Below are 17,696 nucleotides of genomic sequence, written 5' to 3' on the forward strand. Positions count from 1 at the left end.
TGGCTCCCCGAGTAGGATTCGAACCTACGGCCATTCGATTAACAGTCGAATGCTCTACCGCTGAGCTATCGGGGAGCAGCCTGTCAGTGTTACCACCGCCGGGCAGGGGTGCGCCAATAACAGCTTCATCGGCCTTGGCAACCCCGTGATGCAGAAAATCTGATCTATTTTCGAAATTTCTTCCCTCAGACCTGGAACTGCTCGGCGAAGATCCGCTCCTCCAGCGTGAAGCCGGGGTCGAACAGCAGGGTCAGCTCCTTTTCCGCCGTCGCGCTGATCCGCACGATGGCGACATCGCGCACTTCCTTGTGGTCGGCGACGGCGGCGACGGGGCGCTTGCCGGGCTCGAGAATACGCAGCTCCACGCTCGCGCTTTCCGGCAGGATCGCGCCCTTCCAGCGGCGGGGGCGGAACGGGTTGAGCGGCGTCATCGCCACCATGCGCGAACCCAGCGGCAGAATCGGGCCATGGGCCGAGAGGTTGTATGCGGTGGAGCCCACCGGCGTTGCCAGCAGGATGCCGTCGCCCGCCAGTTCCTCCATGCGTACCCGGCCGTTGATGCGGACTTCGATCTTCGCGGTCTGGCGCGTTTCGCGCAGCAGCGAGACTTCGTTGAAGGCATAGTAGCTGAACTTGCTGCCGTTCTGCGTCACGGCATCCATGCACAGAGGGCGCACGGGGACCGGATGCGCTTCGGCCACGCGCCGGGCAATGGTCTCGCCATCCTCGAGCGGGCCGTTCATCAGGAATCCCAGCGTGCCCAGGTTCATCCCGTAGACCGGCTTGATCGAATCATGGTCCAGCAATTCGTGCAGCACGTGTAGCAGGAAGCCGTCTCCGCCCAGCACGACCAGCACGTCGGCCTCCTGCGAGGACACCCATGGATGCGAATCGCGCAGGAGCATGGCCCCGGCCTGGGCCTTGGCGCTGTCGGAGACGATGAGCGCCAGCTTCACGTCTTTCCCCATCATGTTTTCCAAAGGTCCCATTCTGGGACCGGGGCTCGCGAATTTTGAAGGGTTTTGCAAGGGGTTTGGGTTATGGCGGCGTGATGGGCGTTAAACTGAACGATGCAGGCATGAAAGATCGGGTCCGCAATCCTGCGAAGCGGATTGAGGATCGTCTGTCCGGCATTCCCGGGCTCGACGCGGTCCACGATCGCATCGCCGCGTGGCGCGAAGACCCGGCGCTGATGCCGCACCTGGCGCATGTCCATGCCATGCTGCTCAGTCTGCGCCGCCTCGACGCCATCAACATGGCTTATGGCGAGGCCGCGGGCGACGGCGCGCTGGAGGAAGTCGCCGCGCGCATCGGCCACTTCGCGGAACAGGAGCTCGACGGCCCCTGGCTGCTGGCGCGGGCAGGGGGCGGCAGCTTCCTTCTCGTCGCCAACGAGGCCTGCAGCCGCGAGCGCTGGCAGCTTGTGGCGGACCAGCTGGCCGACATGATCGCGCGGCCGATCCCGGTCAGCACCGGCATGCTGCGCCTTTCCCCCCGTGTCGCGCTGATCCGCGCGCTGACCGGCGAGAGCGTCGAATCGATGCTCGACCGTCTCGGCCACGCGCTGGGCGAGGCCTACGAGCAGGCCGGCACCCGCCTCGCCTGGGCCGATGGCGAGGTGACCCCGCCCGGCCGCTCGGCGCAGCAGCTGGAGGCCGACCTCCTCGTCGCCATCGACCGCGACGAGATCGAGGTGCTGTTCCAGCCCCAGTTCAACCTTGCCGACGACCGCCTGACCGGCGCCGAGGCACTCGCCCGCTGGAACCACCCCGAACTCGGCCGCATCGGTGCGGGCGCGCTGTTCGCCATCGCCGAGCGGGCGGACCACATCGGGCCATTGTCCCGCCACATCGCCCGCAAGGCGATGTTTGCCGCGCGCGCGTGGCCGGGCCAGTTGCGGCTCTCGATCAACGTGACGCCCGCCGACCTCGCCTTCGCCAGCTATACCCGGCAGATGTTCGAGCTGATCCGCGAGTCCGGCTTCCCGCTGCGGCAGCTGACGCTGGAGATCACCGAGCAGGCCCTCATCGCCGACATCGAGATGGTTGCGCAGACGATGGCGGAATTCTCCGCGCAAGGCATCCGCATCGCGCTGGACGACTTCGGGGCGGGGTTCTGCAACTTCCGCTACCTGAAGGTGCTGCCGATCCACTACCTGAAGCTTGACCGCTCGATGATCGACGGCGTGACCACCGACCGCCGCGACGTGGCGGTACTGCGCGCGATCGTGGCGATGGCGAAGGCGCTGGACCTCGAAGTGATCGCCGAAGGGATCGAGGAAGAAGGCCAGCGTGAGGTCGCGGCGCGCGAAGGTTGCGCGTATTTCCAGGGGTTCCTGCGGGCGCAGCCCATGAGTGCGGCGATGTTTGCTAAGTTGGCCTGGGCTGAAGAGAAGAAAGAGGAAAGCAGGGGAGCATAGCCCCCCTGCACCCCGAATACCTGTCGGCGTGGCGCGTCCAGCGGCATGGGGTGCGCATTGCGGGCTGATTCATGGCCTGCGGCGCTTTATCTCGTCATTGCGAGCGTAGCGAAGCAATCTAGAGCGGCTTGAAACTGCCCTGGATTGCTTCGCTACTCTCGCAATGACGAAGTGGAAACAGTACCGCAGGGCGTAATGCCGATTTCGCAATTTCAGAACGCTGAAGCTGCGCGCGCTACCTTGACATTTCACGGGGTGCACGGGTGGCAAACCCCTGCATAATCACCCCTTCCGCGCCACTGCACTCAAGCCCTTGGTCAGTTGCAGCAACCCGTTGAGCCTGCTCTTCGGATCGCCCCATGCGCGCTGCAGCACCAGCTTGTTGTCGGGCCGCAGCTTCACCGCGCCGTTCAGCCGCTCCGCATAGGCGATCAACCCAGCCGGGTTCGGGAAGCTGTCGTTGTGGAAGCTGACCAGCGTGCCGCGCGGGCCGACGTCGATCTTGGCGATGTGCGCCTCGATCGCCTGCCGTTTGATCTGGATAAGCTGGACGAGGTTCGCGGTCGGCTGGGGCAGGGGGCCGAAGCGGTCGATCATCTCGGCGGAGAGCGATTCGATCTCGGCGCGCGAATCCGCATCGTTCAGGCGGCGGTAGAGCGCCATGCGGACGGCGAGGTCCGGTACGTACTCTTCCGGGATCATGATCGGCGCTTCGACGGTGATTTGCGGGGACAGGCCCGAGGTGTCCTTCTCCAGCCCGACACCGCCCGCGCGCGCGGCGAGGATCGCGTCCTCCAGCATCGACTGGTAGAGTTCGAAGCCGACTTCGCGAATGTGGCCGGATTGCTCGTCGCCAAGGAGATTGCCCGCACCGCGAATGTCGAGGTCGTGGCTGGCGAGCTGGAAGCCTGCGCCGAGCGAATCGAGATCGCCCAGCACCTTGAGGCGCTTTTCGGCCACTTCGGACAAGGCGCGGTCGGGTGGGGTCGTCAGATAGGCATAGGCGCGCAGCTTGGATCGGCCCACGCGGCCGCGCAGCTGGTAGAGCTGGGCGAGGCCGAAGCGGTCGGCGCGGTGGATGATGATCGTGTTGGCGCGCGGAATGTCGATGCCGCTTTCCACGATCGTGGTGGAGAGCAGCACCTCGTACTTGCCCTCGTAGAAGGCGCTCATGCGCTCTTCCACGTCGCCTGCGCTCATCTGGCCGTGGGCGGAGATGTACTTCACCTCGGGCACGTTCTTGTGCAGCCAGTCCTCGATCTCGGGCATGTCGGAGATGCGGGGGACGACGATGAAGCTCTGACCGCCGCGATGGTGTTCGCGCAGCAGGGCCTCGCGCATCACCATCTCGTCCCATTCCATCACATAGGTCCGCACCGCAAGGCGATCGACCGGCGGGGTCTGGATGGTGGAGAGTTCGCGCAGGCCGCTCATCGCCATCTGCAGGGTGCGCGGGATCGGTGTGGCGGTCAGCGTCAGCACGTGCACGTCGGCGCGCAACTGCTTCAGCTTCTCCTTGTGGTTCACGCCGAACCGCTGTTCCTCGTCGACGATGACGAGGCCGAGGCGCTTGAAGCTGACCGTCTTGGAGAGGATCGCGTGCGTGCCGCACACCACGTCCATGGTGCCGTCCGCCAGCCCGTCGCGGGTGGCCTTGGCTTCCTTTTCGGGCACGAGGCGCGAGAGGCGGCCGACGTTGAGCGGGAAGCCCGCGAACCGGTCCGCGAAGCCGGAGAAGTGCTGGCGCGCCAGCAGCGTGGTGGGCGCGACGACGGCGACTTGCTGGCCCGCCATCGCCGCGACGAAGGCGGCGCGCAGGGCCACTTCGGTCTTGCCGAAGCCAACGTCGCCGCAGACGAGGCGATCCATCGGGCGGCCGCTGGAGAGGTCTTCCAGCGTATCGGCGATCGCTGCTTCCTGGTCCTCGGTTTCCTGCCAGGGGAAGCGGTCGACGAACTGGTTGAAGCTCGATTCCTCGGCGACGAGCGCGGGCGCCTCGCGCAGTGCGCGTTCGGCGGCGGTCTTCATCAGTTCACCCGCGATCTCGCGGATGCGCTCCTTCAGGCGGGCGCGGCGCTTCTGCCAAGCCTCGCCGCCCAGCTTGTCGAGCGCGACGCCTTCCGCCTCGCTGCCGTAGCGCGAGAGGACGTCGAGGTTCTCGACCGGGATATAGAGCTTGTCGCCGCCGGAGTAGGTCAGCATTACGCAGTCGTGCGGGCTCTTGCCGACTGGGATCGACTGCAGGCCTTCGTACCGGCCGATGCCATGATCCATGTGGACGACGAGATCGCCCGGCGTCAGCGCCGCGAGTTCGGCGAGGAAGGCGTCGGAATCCTTCTTCTTTTTCTTCCGGCGGACGAGGCGGTCGCCAAGGATGTCCTGCTCGGTGATGACCTCGACGGAATCGTTGGAGAAGCCCGTCTCCAGCGGCAGCACCAGCGCGGCGGAGCGGCCCTGCACGGCAAGGCCCAGCGCTTCCTGCCAGGTCTCGGCGACGCGCGGCTCGGGGCCTTTCGCTTCGCCGAGGATGGAGACGAGGCGGGCGCGGCTGCCGGGGGAGTAGGCGGCGAGGATCGCCTTGCGGCCCGACTTGGCGATGGCGTGGAGGTGCTTGGCGGCGGCCTCGTAGGCATTGTCTCCTCGCGCGCGCTCGGGGGCGAAATCGCGTGCGTTGCCGAAGCCGAAGTCGATCACCTTGCCGCTTTCCGGCTGGGCGAAGGGATCGGCGCGGTGGACCGGGTGGGCGGCGATCAGTTCGTCCAGTTCGTCCTTGCCGAGATAGAGCGAATCGGTCGCCAGCGGGCGGTAGGAGCCGGCCTTCTGGCCCGAGGTTTCGAGACGGGCCTTGTGATAGTCCGCGACATCGGTGACGCGCTCGTCCACGGCGCCGATCGCGGCGGTGTCCATCACGATCAGGTCATCGGGGCCGAGGTGGTCGAACAGGGTGACCAGCCGGTCCTCGAACAGCGGCAGCCAGTGCTCCATGCCCGCAAGGCGGCGGCCGTCGCTGACCGCCTGATAGAGCGGATCGGCCGTGGCATTGGCGCCGAACATCTCGCGGTAGCGGGAGCGGAAGCGTTTGACGGTGTCCTCGTCCATCAGAGCTTCGCTGGCGGGCAGCAGCAGGTGGTCGGGCACGGTGCCGCTGGAGCGCTGGGTGCCGGTGTCGAACAGGCGCAGCGTTTCCAGCTCGTCGCCGAAGAAGTCGAGGCGCAGGCCGCCTTCGAGGCCCGAGGGCACGATGTCGAAGATCGAGCCGCGAACGGCGAACTCGCCCGCGTCGATCGCGGTGTCGGTGCGCTGGTAGCCCTGGCGGCGCAGCAGGCCGATCAGGCTTTCGTGGCCGATCTCCATGCCGGGCTTGAGCAAGCGCACCGATTCGCGGATGCGGAACGGAGTGAGCACGCGCTGGAGCAGGGCATTGGTGGTGGTGACGAGAAGCTGCGGCCCCTGTCGCTTCAACTGCAACGCATGGAGCGCGGCGAGGCGGCGGGCGCTGACCGAGAGCGCGGGGCTGGCGCGGTCATAGGGCAGGCAGTCCCACGCGGGGAACTCGATGACCTCCAGTTCGGGCGCAAAGAACTGCGCGGCGCTGGCGACGGCGCTCATCGCCTGGTCGTTGTCCGCGACGAAGACGGCGCGGCCTTTCGCAGCAATGGCGCGGGCAAGGTCGGCCATGACCAGCGGCTGCGAACCGCGAGTGACCGAAGCGAGGGTCAACGGCGCCGAGGCCGTGATGATGCGGGAGAAATCAGTCATGACAGGGGTGATTGGCGGGATATGCGGGGCCGCGCGGAAATACAATCGTCTTCCCGCGTCGTCCCGGACTTGATCCGGGACCGCCGGCGGTCTTTAGGTAGGAGCTTGCTGCGCGCGCCGATGAGGTGGGCGGTTCACCGCCAGCGGTCCCGGATCAAGTCCGGGACGACGAGAGGAGAAAGCAATGCAAGGCAAGCGCGTACTGATAACCGGCGCTTCGAGCGGCCTCGGCCGCCACTTCGCGCAAGTCCTGAGCGCCGCCGGTGCGCATGTCGTGCTCGCGGCCCGGCGCATGGATGCGCTGGAGAAACTGGCCGCCGAAATCGGCGATGCCACCTGCGTATCCCTCGACGTCACCGACCCAGCCAGCATCCGCGAAGCCGTCCTTCAGGCTGGCCCCATCGACGTGCTGGTCAATAACGCGGGCGTGTCCAGCGCCCAGCCGGTGCTCGATGCGACGGTGGAGGACTACGATCACATCATGAGCGCGAACCTGCGCGGCGCCTTTCTCGTGGCCACCGAAGTCGCGAGGCGCATGCGCGATCGGGGAGAAGGAGGGGCAATCGTCAACATCGCCTCGATCCTCGGGCTCGCGCAAGGCGGGCAACTGGCGGTCTATGCGATGAGCAAGGCGGGCGTGGTGCAGATGACCAAACAGATGGCGCTGGAACTGGCGCGATATGGTATCCGCGTGAATGCACTGGCGCCGGGCTATTTCGCCACGGACATGAACCGAGATTTCCTCTCCAGCAAGTTGGGCGAGGCGATGTCCAAGCGCATTCCGCAGCGGCGCTTCGGTAATTTCGAGGATCTCGACGGGCCGCTCATGCTGCTGTGCTCGGATGCCTCGCGGTACATGACCGGGGTGGTGATCCCGGTCGATGGCGGGCACCTGCTGGGCGGTCTCTAGTCGCGCCCGTTCAGTCTCTCGGAATCTCGACGTAATCGAGCTTCATCATCCTATCGATCATCGGCCCGCGATATTCCTCGGGCACGGACATCGTGCCGAGCGCCCAGCCCATGATATCGACATCTTCCTCTTCGATGATGGTCTCGAACAGGGTGATGTCCTCGTCCGACCATTCCGCATGGAAGCGGTCGAAGAAGCAGCCGATCATATAATCCGCCTCGCGGGTGCCGCGATGCCAGGCGCGGAACTTGAGGCGGGCGAGGCGAGGCGTGAGTTCGGTCATGCCCGCGCCGTTACAATGCGGTGTCAGGCTCGGCAACTCCTGTAGTGCGAAGCGGAGGGGGCTTCGACAGGCTCAGCCTGAGCGGAATAGGGAAGTTTATACTCACCTCCGCTCACCCTGAGCTTGTCGAAGGGTCAGGCACGGCCTGTCCGAAGCCCCCTCGATCAAGGATCAGCCATGCAGGATGCGGGTGATCTCCTGCGCGGGACGTCCGGCGAGGTTCTTGGGCACCTCAGCCACCAGCACGTCCTTGAGCTGCTTGTGGTAATGCCTGCGCATCTCGCCCAGCGAGCGCGGGTCGGCGACGACCACCAGCTGGTCGATTTCACGCGAAAGCACCTGGCTGTTCAGCCATCCCGTTACCGCCGCGACGTGGGCGCTTTCATCGAGCGCGTCGTTGCTGCCGTCGCCGGTGCGGGCCTGATGACGTGTGGGGCCGTCGAGACGGCGGGCGCCAGCGCTGAAGTTGGTGGCCTCGAGTTCGGGTACGTCCATCGCCGCCAGTCGGGGTTCGGCTTCCGCCCCCGTGTTGCGATAGAGTTCGAAGTTCTCTCCGTCGACGATCGCGAACACGGTTCCGTTCGGCAAGAGCATGGGCTTCTCCTTCATTGTTACAGGGGAGCCAACCGCACGATGACGGACAAGGTTCCGCCCGCTCTGGCGAAACGGTCCCCACTCGCGTCGAGATTTATGAAAATCCGCGAATTGCGGATTTTGCGGCACCGGCCCACGCCCCCACCCGACCTCCCATTAAGTATACTTCCGTGGGAGGTCGGGTGGGGGCGTGGGCCGGTGCCGCGGTGAAAATGCGCTTTTGCGCATTTTCCAAGCAAGCCTTAAGAGGCGCTCGTCATGCGGCCTGAAGCTCTCAATTCCCTGTTCGTCGAAGTCGAGGCGCTCGAAGGCGTCGGTCCCAAGCTGCGCAAGCCGCTGGAAAAGCTGGGGCTTACCCGGATCAGGGATCTTGCGTATCACCTGCCCGACCGCTTCGTTGAACGGCGCGCGATCACCAACCTCGATGAAGCGGGCGTGGGCGAGAACGTCATCGTCGCGCTCACCGTTCGCGAACACCGCTCGCCCAGTGGCCGCGGCCCGTTCCGCGTCATCGCCGAGGACGCGGCGGGCAACATCTGCACCGTCACATACTTCGGCCGCGCCTCCTATACGGGCAAGAAGCAGCTGCCTGTCGGCGAGACGCGCTGGGTGGCCGGGCGGATCGACCAGTACGGCCAGATGCTTCAGATCGTGCACCCCGAACATGTGTCGGAGGATTCGTCCGCGCCGATCGGGCAATTGTGCGAGGCGGTCTATCCTCTGTCCGAAGGTCTGACGCAGGGCCGCGCCGCCTCGCTGGTGGCGCAGGCGCTGAAGTCTCTCCCCGAGCTTCCCGAATGGATCGAGCCCAGCCTCACCGCCAAGACCGGCTGGCCGCTCTGGCGCGAGGCGCTGACCGAGGCGCATCGCGGCGTCAACGGCCCCGCGCGCGACCGGCTGGCCTACGACGAACTCTTCGCCAATGCGCTGGCGCTGATGCTGGTGCGCGAAAGCAACCGCTCGCAGCGCGGCACGCCGCTGGTGGGCGATGGCTCGCTGCGGGCCAAGCTGAAGCTGCCGTTCGCGCTGACCGGCGCGCAGGCCCGCTCGATCGGCGAGATCGAGGGTGATCTGGCGCAGCCCTCGCCGATGCTGCGGCTGCTGCAGGGCGACGTGGGATCGGGCAAGACGGTGGTGGCGCTGTCCTCGATGCTGATCGCGGTGGAGGCAGGCGCGCAGGCCGCGCTGCTGGCGCCGACCGAAATCCTCGCCCGTCAGCATTACGAGACGCTGTCGCGCATGCTGCAGGGCACAGGCGTCGAGATCGCGCTGCTGACGGGGCGAGACAAGGGCAAAGCCCGCGAGGCGATCCTGATGGGGTTGCTGGGCGGCGCGATCCAGATCGTCGTCGGCACACACGCGATCTTTCAGGACAGTGTGGCTTACAAGAACCTCGCGCTGGTGGTGATCGACGAGCAGCACCGCTTCGGTGTCGGCCAGCGGCTGATGCTGGCGCGCAAGGGACGCCGCGCGCCGCATACGCTGGCGATGACCGCGACCCCGATCCCGCGCACGTTGACTCTGGCGCAGTACGGCGAGATGGAAGTCTCCAAGCTCGACGAACTGCCGCCGGGCCGTCAGGCGATCGACACCCGCGTCGTCGCGGTGGAGCGCATGGACGACGTCGTCGGCGCCCTGACGCGCCATATCGAATCGGGGCAGCAGGCTTACTGGGTCTGCCCGATGGTCAACGAGAGCGAGACCGACGACCTTGCCGCCGCCGAGGCGCGTTATGCAGCGCTCAAGGAGCGCTTCGGCGATACCGTGGCACTGGTCCACGGCCAGCTGCTGCCCGAGGTCAAGGACGCGGCGATGGAACGCTTCGCCCGGGGCGAGGCCAAGCTGCTGGTCGCGACCACGGTGATCGAGGTCGGAGTCGACGTGCCCAATTCCACGCTGATGGTGATCGAACAGGCCGAGCGCTTCGGCCTTGCCCAGCTGCACCAACTGCGCGGGCGCGTCGGGCGCGGTTCGGGAAAGTCCACCTGCCTGCTGCTGCGCGGCAACCAGTTGTCCGAAACCGGCCGCCAGCGCCTCGCCCTGATGCGCGAGACGCAGGACGGCTTCCGGCTTGCCGAGGAGGATCTGCAACTGCGCGGCGGCGGCGAACTGCTCGGCACGCGCCAGTCTGGCGACACGCCGTTCCGCATCGCCAGCCTCGAACAGATCACCAAGCTGCTGCCGCTCGCCCACGACGACGCGCGGCTGCTGATCGAGCGCGACGGCGGCCTTGCCGGTCCGCGCGGCGAGGCGGCGCGGCTGCTGCTCTATCTGTTCGAGCGTGACTGGGGCGTGCAACTGCTGCGCTCGGGCTGAATTTGCGTCAGCAAACGCGATTGACCTTGCAGGAACTCAGACTGTTCGCCGCGTCACTGGACTGGTAAGACCAGCCCTGAAAAGCCGAAAAATCGGTCAAACCGGGGGAGGGGCAATTGAAGGGACAACAGGCAGACGTCGAACACGTGGAGATGCAGCCACCTCGTCTCTATCGCAAGGTCGCGGCGCGGCTGATGCAAGAGGTACGCGAAGGCCGCTATCCAGTCGGTGCGCGAATGCCCGCCGAACGTGAGCTGGCCGTCACCATGGGTGTCAGTCGCCCGGTCGTGCGCGAGGCCTTGCTGGCGCTTGAAGTCATGGGCGTGGTCGAAGTGCGAATCGGCTCGGGCGCCTATGTGCTGCGGCAGCCGGATGAAGCGCCGTCCTCACCTGCAGCCGACGTCACGCCGATGGAACTGGCGCAGGCGCGCCTCATCTTCGAGGGCGAGGCGGCTTCGCTCGCCGCGGCCAACATTACCGACGAGGACATTGCCGTGCTTCGACGCGCAATCGTCGAGATGGGCCGTCACGATGGCTCCTTCGAGGACTGGCAGGCGGCATTGACGGACTTTCACATGACCGTGGCCCGTGCAACCCACAACGTCGCGGTCGAGCGCGGCGTGCGCGACTTGTGGGAAATGCGCTCGCGCTCGCCCGAGTGCCGACGCATGCTGGAGGAGGCGCGCGCCCGCAACTATCGCTACAGCCTCGAGCAGCATGTGGAGATTGCCGCCGCACTCGAGGCGCGCGACCCGGTGCGGGCGCGGGCGGCGGTGCGGATGCATCTGGAAGGCTCGATCGAACACCTGCTTATGGCGATCGAGGAGCGCGCTGTCGCCGAAGCCAGGGCGCGGGTAGCGGAAATGCGATCCCGATACTTTTCGCGCTGAACAAAAAAATGGGCCTGAAACGACGAACGGCGCGTCTTGCGACACGCCGTTCTCGTATAAAGTGGTCGGGGAAAGAGGATTCGAACCTCCGGCCCCTGCCTCCCGAAGACAGTGCTCTACCAGGCTGAGCTATTCCCCGACCGGAGGGGCAATCCGAAGACCGCCCCGGGCAGGAGGGCGCCTATATAGGGCACTTCCGGGGGTGGCAAGGGGCTTTTCGGCAAAAACTTCAACCTTGTGAAAATGGTGGCTGATTGCGCTGGGGAGCATCGCGCGCGGGTGCTTTCGCCGGTGCCCGCGGGCGGATAGTCTGATGCCATGACCACGACCGCGCTTCGCACCGCCTCCACCGCAACCCCGCATTGGGAATGGCAATACCTCGACCTCATGCGCCGCATCTGGGAGCACGGCGACGAGCGGCTCGATCGCACGGGAGTGGGCACGCGCTCGGTTTTCGGCGCGACGATCCGGTTCGACCTGTCGGGCGGCGCGATGCCGCTGCTCACCACCAAGCGCGTCTACTGGAAGACCGCCACGCGCGAGATGCTGTGGTTCCTGACGGGTAACACCAATATCCGTCCGCTCTGCGCGCAGGGGGTGGAAATCTGGACCGACTGGCCGCTCGACCGCTACCGCCGCGAAACGGGCGAGGAGATCAGCCGCAAGGACTTCTCCGCGCGAATCGTGGCGGACGAGGTGTTTGCCGAGGCCTGGGGCGATCTCGGTCCGGTCTATGGCAAGCAGTGGGTGGACTGGGACACGTATGAGCCTGTCGGCGAGGGACTGTTCCGGCGCGGTCCCGGCATCAACCAGGTGGCGCAGGTGGTCGAGAGCCTGCGCAAAAATCCAGGTAGCCGCCGCCATATCATCGAGGGATGGAACGTCGCCGAACTCGATTCGATGGCGCTGCCGCCTTGCCACAAGACCTATCAGTTCCATGTCGCGGACGGGCGGCTCTCATGCCTGCTCTATCAGCGCAGCTGCGACCTCGGCCTCGGCTTCGCCTTCAACATGTGGTCGCTGGCCCTGCTGACGCGGATGATGGCGCAGCAATGCAACCTTGCACCCGGTGAGGTCGTTTGGACCGGTGGTGATGTCCACTTGTACCTCAACCATGCGGCGCTGGTCGAAGAACAGCTCTCGCGCGAGCCGGAAGGCGAGGCGACGATGGCGATTCTCCGGCGTCCCGATTCGATCTTCGACTATCGGATCGAGGACTTCGAAGTCGCCGGATATGCCCCCCAGGCGCATATCGCCGCGCCGGTTGCGGTGTAATTGACATTACCAAGGTTTGAAATAATATGACTTAACCGTGGAATTTTGCTTCGCCTGCTGCGGGGCGGGTTCCGACGGCCCGACCTTGGCGGGAGAGCATTGAAATGGCCGAAAAAACGGCACCAGATACGGGAAGGGCGCGCGGGAATCTGCCGCCGCTGGAACTCTACGTACCCGAGCCTCGATACCGGCCCGGCGACGTCGTCGACTATTCGCATCTCCCGGTGCCGCCTGCAGGACAACTGGGGCGCCCTGACGAGAATTGCCCGGCCAGCGAAACCTGGCCGATGACCACCGACATGATTCGCGTCCTCGATGAAGAGGATCGCGCGGTCGGCCCCTGGAACCCGGGCCTCGATGCCGAGACGCTGCGGCGGATGCTGCGCACGATGGCACTGACCCGCGCCTTCGACGACCGCATGTATCGCGGGCAGCGGCAGGGCAAGACCAGCTTCTACATGAAGTGCACCGGCGAGGAGGCGATCTCGGTCGCCCATGCCCACGCGCTGGCCCACGACGACATGGTGTTCCCGACCTATCGCCAGCAGGGCATCCTGATCTCGCGCGGGTATCCGCTGGTGGAGATGGTCAACCAGATCTACTCCAACCGCGCGGACAAGCTGAAGGGCCGCCAGTTGCCGGTCATGTATTCGGCCAAGGATTACGGGTTCTTCTCCATCTCGGGCAACCTCGCCACGCAGTACCCGCAGGCGGTGGGCTGGGCGATGGCCAGCGCGATCAAGGGCGATACCCGCATCGCCACCGCCTTCGTCGGCGAGGGATCGAGCGCCGAGGGCGACTTCCACGCGGCGATGACGTTCGCGGCGGTCTACAACGCGCCGGTGGTGCTGAACGTCGTCAACAACCAGTGGGCGATCTCCAGCTTCTCGGGCTTTGCCGGGGCGGAGCGCACGACCTTCGCTGCTCGCGCGGCCGGCTACGGCATTGCCGGGCTGCGGGTCGACGGCAACGATGCGCTGGCGGTCTATGCCGCCTCGCGCTGGGCCGCTGACCGTGCCCGCGCCAATCAGGGCCCGACCCTGATCGAGCACTTCACGTACCGCGCCGAGGGGCACTCCACCTCCGACGATCCCAGCGCCTATCGCTCCGCGCAGGAGCGCGAGGAATGGCCGCTCGGCGATCCGATCATGCGCCTCAAGAAGCACCTCATCGCCCTTGGCGAGTGGTCGGAGGCGCAGCAGGAGGCGATGGACCGCGAACTGGTCGAGCAGGTGAAGGTGGCGACCAAGGAGGCCGAGAAGAACGGCGTCCTCGGCCACGGGCTGCACCATCCGTTCCACACCATGTTCGAGGACGTCTTCGAGGAACTTCCCTGGCACCTCGAGGAGCAGGCCGCGCAGGCCATCCGCGAGCGTGAGATCAAATGGCCCGAATGGAAGGGAGAAGGCGCATGACCGAAGAGAATGCGTTGAGCCTCCACGACGCGCCGACCCGCTCGATGAACATGATCGAGGCGATCAACGACGCGCTCGACATCATGATGGCCCGCGATCCCGACATCGTCATTCTGGGCGAGGACGTCGGCTATTTCGGCGGCGTGTTCCGCGCTACCGCCGGTCTGCAGAAGAAGTACGGCCGCAACCGCGTGTTCGATTCGCCGATCAACGAATGCGGGATCGTCGGCGCGGCGGTCGGCATGGCAGCTTACGGCCTGCGCCCGGTGCCGGAGATCCAGTTCGCGGACTACATCTATCCCGGCCTCGACCAGCTCGTCTCCGAGGCGGCGCGCATGCGCTATCGTTCGGCGGGCGAGTTCACCTCGCCGATCACCATCCGCTCGCCCTTCGGCGGTGGTATTTTCGGTGGCCAGACGCACAGCCAGAGTCCGGAGGCGATGTTCACGCACGTCGCGGGCCTCAAGACGGTGATCCCGGCGACCCCGCACGATGCCAAGGGCCTGCTGATCGCGGCGATCGAGGACAACGACCCGGTCATCTTCTTCGAGCCCAAGCGCATCTACAACGGCCCGTTCGACGGCTATTACGACAAGCCCTCGCGGACGTGGAAGGGCCATCCCGGCAGCCTGGTGCCGGAGGGCTACTACAAGATCCCGCTCGGCAAGGCGCGCATCGTGCGCGAAGGTGCGGCGCTGACGGTGTTGTCCTACGGCACCATGGTTCACGTCGCCGAGGCGGTGCTGGCCGAGAAGGGCATCGATGCCGAGATCATCGACTTGCGCACGCTCGTCCCGCTCGACATGGCGACTGTGGAAAAGTCGGTGGAGAAGACCGGGAAATGCCTGGTGATACACGAGGCGACCCGGACCTCCGGCTTCGGCGCCGAACTGGTGACGCTGGTGCAGGAGCGCTGCTTCTATCACCTCGAAGCCCCCGTCGAGCGCGTGACCGGCTTCGACACGCCGTATCCGCACAGCCTCGAGTGGGCCTATTTCCCCGGTCCCGTCCGCATCGGCGAGGCGGTCGATCGGCTCATGAAGGAATAACTGGGATGGGACGCTATATTTTCCGCCTGCCCGACATCGGGGAAGGCATCGCCGAGGCCGAGATCGTCGCCTGGCACGTCAAGGTCGGCGATACTGTCGAGGAAGACGGCCGCCTTGCCGACATGATGACCGACAAGGCCACCGTCGAGATGGAAAGCCCGGTCTCGGGCACCGTGGTCGAAGTGGCGGGCGAGGCGGGCGACGTGATCGCCATCGGCTCGCCGCTGGTGGTGATCGAGATCGAAGGCGCGGGGAACGAGGAGGGGCGTGCTCCTGCTCCGAAGGCCGAGGTGGTCGAGGAGCGGATCGAAGTCGAGACGCCGGATGCGGGCGATGTTGAGAAGGCGGTGGCTGGTGCTTCGACAAGCTCAGCACGAGCGGAGGTGGTTGCAGAGCCCCTTCCCACACCCACACCCGCTCAGGCTAAGCCTGTCGACGCCCGCGCGCCCACGCTTGCGGCAAAGCCCGGCCCCCACGCCAAGGTTCTCGCCAGCCCCGCCGTGCGCCAGCGTGCGCGTGATCTCGGCATCGACTTGTCCGAAGTCCGACCCGTCGAGGATGGCCGCGTGCGCCATAGCGACCTCGACGCCTTCCTCTCCTACAACGCCAGCGGCGGCTTCCAGCCCGCAGGCGTGAAGGGCAAGGACGAGCAGGTCCGCGTCATCGGCCTGCGCCGCCGCATCGCGGAGAACATGGCCGCCTCCAAGCGCAACATCCCGCACTTCGCCTATGTCGAGGAGTACGATGTCACCGCGCTGGAGGAGACGCGCGCGCAGCTCAATGCCGGGCGCGGGGACAGGCCGAAGCTGACGATGCTGCCGTTCCTGATCACGGCGATCTGCAAGCTGCTGCCCAGGTACCCGATGCTCAATGCGCACTACGACGACGAGGCGGGTGTGGTGACGCGCTACGGCTCGGTGCATCTGGGCATGGCGGCGCAGACGCCCGGCGGCCTGATGGTCCCGGTGATCCGCGATGCGCAGGACCGCAATCTGTGGCAGCTGGCGGCGGAGATCACCCGTCTCGCCAACGCCGCGCGCGATGGCTCGGCGAAGTCTTCGGAGCTTTCGGGCTCGACGATTACCCTGACGTCGCTTGGTCCGATGGGCGGGGTGGCGACCACGCCCGTCATCAACCGCCCCGAAGTCGCCATCATCGGCCCCAACCGCATCGTCGAGCGGCCGATGTTCGTGAAGGGCACCGACGGCATCGAGCGCATCGAGAAGCGCAAGCTCATGAATATCTCGATGAGCTGCGATCACCGTGTGGTAGATGGCTGGGATGCGGCGAGCTTCGCGCAGGACCTCAGGAAACTGATCGAGGCCCCGGCGCTGATCCTCGCGGGGTAGGAGAGGGCAGATGGGCAGCGATCCGCGCGTAGACGAGTATATCGCCAAAGCCGCGGATTTCGCCCGCCCGATCCTCGAACATCTGCGTGAACTGGCTCACCGCGCGCTCCCCGATGCCGAAGAGGCGATCAAGTGGGGGATGCCGTACTTCCTCGTGAACGCAAAGAACGTTGCCGGCATGGCGGCGTTCAAGGCGCATTGTACTTTCGTCATTCACGGAGACGGGCGCCAGGGTGATGCGATGGGCCAGTTCGGGCGCATCACCGCGATTGCCGACCTGCCGGACGAAGCCGAGCTTGCACACAAGCTGCAGGCCGCGCGCGGTCGGGTGCAAACCAAAGGAACGGCGGTGAAACAGGCCCGCAAGCCCAAGCCCGAAATCGCCATGCCGGATGACTTCGCGGTGGCGCTGGACGGGGTTCCTGCCGCAAGGACGCATTACGAAGCGTTCTCGCCTTCGGCACGGCGCGACTATCTCGAATGGATCACCGAGGCGAAGACCGCCGCCACGCGGGAGAAGCGCACGGCTCAGGCGGTTGAGTGGATCGCCGAGGGCAGAAAGCGCAATTGGAAATACGAAAAGTGCTGACGTCGTCCCGGACCTGATCCGGGACCGCTGGCCGTGAACAGCCCACCTTGCTGCGCTCATCCGGGCTCTCGCCTAAAGGCCGCCAGCGGTCCCGGATCAAGTCCGGGACGACGGTTCGATCGTCGCCTTTACCGCACCACGCCCGCGTAAGCGATGCGTCCCTGACCGAGCGCCGCGTAGCTCGCGGGGATGCGCCAGCGCACATGCGTGACGTCCTCGGGCGTCGCCTGGCGTCCGTCGACGCGCATCGCCTCCAGACGGCCCCACGAGCGACCGCCATCGACCGACACTTCCTGCATGTCGCTGGCGCTGCGCTGGTAGGCGAGACGGGCGGGCAGGGGGTTGGTCAGGACGAAGCCGCCGGTGCCGCGCATGCGCCGCCACGTCACTACGGTCACGACCCGGTCCCCGCGTGTGAGCATGCTGGCAGGTTCCAGCCTGCGCCCGTTGAGCGCATCGACACGTTCCACGAAGACGGCGCTGTCGGTCGCGACTGCACTCGGGCTGCGGGCCTCGGCGGAAAGAGTGCTGCCGGTGAACGCGACTGCCGTCAGGGATAGCGTGCAGAGGATGCGCTTGGCTGTAATCACGGGCGATTCTCCCCCGGCCGCCCAGCGCGGCCCCGGTGCAAGACTGCGTCGCCACTCGCGAAAATAAGGTTAATTTCCACTGTCGCCGAAAAAATGAAAAAGCCTTCCGCAAAGCCGTTGACAGCCCTGCGAGGCTGGCCTAGTGGCGGCGCTCCCAAGCGGACGCAACCGCAAGAACGCGGGTGTAGCTCAGTTGGTTAGAGTGCCGGCCTGTCACGCCGGAGGTCGCGGGTTCGAGCCCCGTCACTCGCGCCACTT

Annotated in this window: 14 protein-coding genes and 3 tRNA genes; 10 read left to right on the top strand and 7 right to left on the bottom strand. The window is 66.0% G+C overall.

Annotated elements, in window-relative coordinates; genetic code table 11:
* Both LH128_RS24180 and LH128_RS24185 read right to left on the bottom strand, forming a co-directional pair.
* Positions 1 to 75, bottom strand: a tRNA-Asn gene (locus tag LH128_RS24180).
* Between the two features lie 110 nt (positions 76 to 185).
* Positions 186 to 971 carry an NAD kinase gene (locus tag LH128_RS24185; protein WP_231958138.1) on the bottom strand — a complete coding sequence of 262 codons (786 nt, stop codon included), beginning with the start codon at positions 969 to 971 and terminating at the stop codon, positions 186 to 188.
* Between the two features lie 107 nt (positions 972 to 1,078).
* Here LH128_RS24185 and LH128_RS24190 point away from each other — a divergent pair, with 107 nt between their 5' ends.
* Entirely contained in the window at positions 1,079 to 2,419 is a 1,341-nt protein-coding gene (locus LH128_RS24190; protein WP_037521161.1) for an EAL domain-containing protein, read from the top strand.
* A gap of 282 nt (positions 2,420 to 2,701) precedes the next feature.
* On the opposite strand, the gene mfd is transcribed toward LH128_RS24190, so the two are convergent.
* A complete protein-coding gene (mfd, locus tag LH128_RS24195) occupies positions 2,702 to 6,178 on the bottom strand; it encodes a transcription-repair coupling factor (protein ID WP_008832322.1) in 3,477 nt (1,158 codons plus the stop codon).
* A 184-nt stretch (positions 6,179 to 6,362) separates the two neighbouring features.
* Here mfd and LH128_RS24200 point away from each other — a divergent pair, with 184 nt between their 5' ends.
* A complete protein-coding gene (locus tag LH128_RS24200) occupies positions 6,363 to 7,088 on the top strand; it encodes a glucose 1-dehydrogenase (protein ID WP_008832323.1) in 726 nt (241 codons plus the stop codon).
* Positions 7,089 to 7,098: 10 nt separating this feature from the next.
* On the opposite strand, the gene LH128_RS24205 is transcribed toward LH128_RS24200, so the two are convergent.
* Together LH128_RS24205 and LH128_RS24210 are read right to left on the bottom strand one after the other, a co-directional pair.
* Positions 7,099 to 7,371 carry an FAD assembly factor SdhE gene (locus tag LH128_RS24205; protein WP_008832324.1) on the bottom strand — a complete coding sequence of 91 codons (273 nt, stop codon included), beginning with the start codon at positions 7,369 to 7,371 and terminating at the stop codon, positions 7,099 to 7,101.
* 171 nt (positions 7,372 to 7,542) lie between these two features.
* Positions 7,543 to 7,965 carry a baeRF12 domain-containing protein gene (locus LH128_RS24210; protein WP_008832325.1) on the bottom strand — a complete coding sequence of 141 codons (423 nt, stop codon included), beginning with the start codon at positions 7,963 to 7,965 and terminating at the stop codon, positions 7,543 to 7,545.
* A 258-nt stretch (positions 7,966 to 8,223) separates the two neighbouring features.
* Between LH128_RS24210 and recG the strand changes: the two genes are divergently transcribed.
* Positions 8,224 to 10,281 (top strand): ATP-dependent DNA helicase RecG, encoded by a 2,058-nt coding sequence (gene recG, locus LH128_RS24215; protein ID WP_008832326.1) that lies wholly within the window; start codon positions 8,224 to 8,226, stop codon positions 10,279 to 10,281.
* Between the two features lie 152 nt (positions 10,282 to 10,433).
* Positions 10,434 to 11,171, top strand: a complete 738-nt coding sequence (locus LH128_RS24220; protein ID WP_036522737.1) for a FadR/GntR family transcriptional regulator — start codon at positions 10,434 to 10,436, stop codon at positions 11,169 to 11,171.
* A gap of 62 nt (positions 11,172 to 11,233) precedes the next feature.
* On the opposite strand, the gene LH128_RS24225 is transcribed toward LH128_RS24220, so the two are convergent.
* Positions 11,234 to 11,310, bottom strand: a tRNA-Pro gene (locus LH128_RS24225).
* Between the two features lie 179 nt (positions 11,311 to 11,489).
* On the opposite strand from LH128_RS24225, the gene thyA reads away from it, so the two are divergent.
* From thyA to LH128_RS24250, 5 genes are all read left to right on the top strand, one after another.
* Positions 11,490 to 12,446 carry a thymidylate synthase gene (gene thyA / locus LH128_RS24230; RefSeq protein WP_008832328.1) on the top strand — a complete coding sequence of 319 codons (957 nt, stop codon included), beginning with the start codon at positions 11,490 to 11,492 and terminating at the stop codon, positions 12,444 to 12,446.
* Positions 12,447 to 12,550: 104 nt separating this feature from the next.
* Positions 12,551 to 13,861, top strand: a complete 1,311-nt coding sequence (locus tag LH128_RS24235; RefSeq protein WP_008832329.1) for a 3-methyl-2-oxobutanoate dehydrogenase (2-methylpropanoyl-transferring) subunit alpha — start codon at positions 12,551 to 12,553, stop codon at positions 13,859 to 13,861.
* The gene (locus tag LH128_RS24240) at positions 13,858 to 14,910 is read left to right on the top strand and encodes an alpha-ketoacid dehydrogenase subunit beta (RefSeq protein WP_202196494.1); all 1,053 of its coding nucleotides are present in this window, start codon (positions 13,858 to 13,860) and stop codon (positions 14,908 to 14,910) included. Before LH128_RS24235 ends, LH128_RS24240 begins: the two co-directional genes overlap by 4 nt.
* 5 nt (positions 14,911 to 14,915) lie before the next feature.
* On the top strand, positions 14,916 to 16,259 hold the full coding sequence (locus tag LH128_RS24245) for a dihydrolipoamide acetyltransferase family protein (protein WP_008832331.1): 1,344 nt from the start codon (positions 14,916 to 14,918) through the stop codon (positions 16,257 to 16,259).
* 10 nt (positions 16,260 to 16,269) lie between these two features.
* Positions 16,270 to 16,848 carry a YdeI/OmpD-associated family protein gene (locus tag LH128_RS24250; RefSeq protein ID WP_008832332.1) on the top strand — a complete coding sequence of 193 codons (579 nt, stop codon included), beginning with the start codon at positions 16,270 to 16,272 and terminating at the stop codon, positions 16,846 to 16,848.
* Between the two features lie 128 nt (positions 16,849 to 16,976).
* On the opposite strand, the gene LH128_RS24255 is transcribed toward LH128_RS24250, so the two are convergent.
* Entirely contained in the window at positions 16,977 to 17,438 is a 462-nt protein-coding gene (locus LH128_RS24255) for a hypothetical protein (protein WP_008832333.1), read from the bottom strand.
* Positions 17,439 to 17,616: 178 nt separating this feature from the next.
* On the opposite strand from LH128_RS24255, the gene LH128_RS24260 reads away from it, so the two are divergent.
* Positions 17,617 to 17,693: transfer RNA gene (locus LH128_RS24260), tRNA-Asp, on the top strand.
* Positions 17,694 to 17,696 lie beyond the last annotated feature (3 nt).

The organism is Sphingomonas sp. LH128 (genome assembly GCF_000293195.2).
Lineage (GTDB): Bacteria > Pseudomonadota > Alphaproteobacteria > Sphingomonadales > Sphingomonadaceae > Novosphingobium > Novosphingobium resinovorum_A.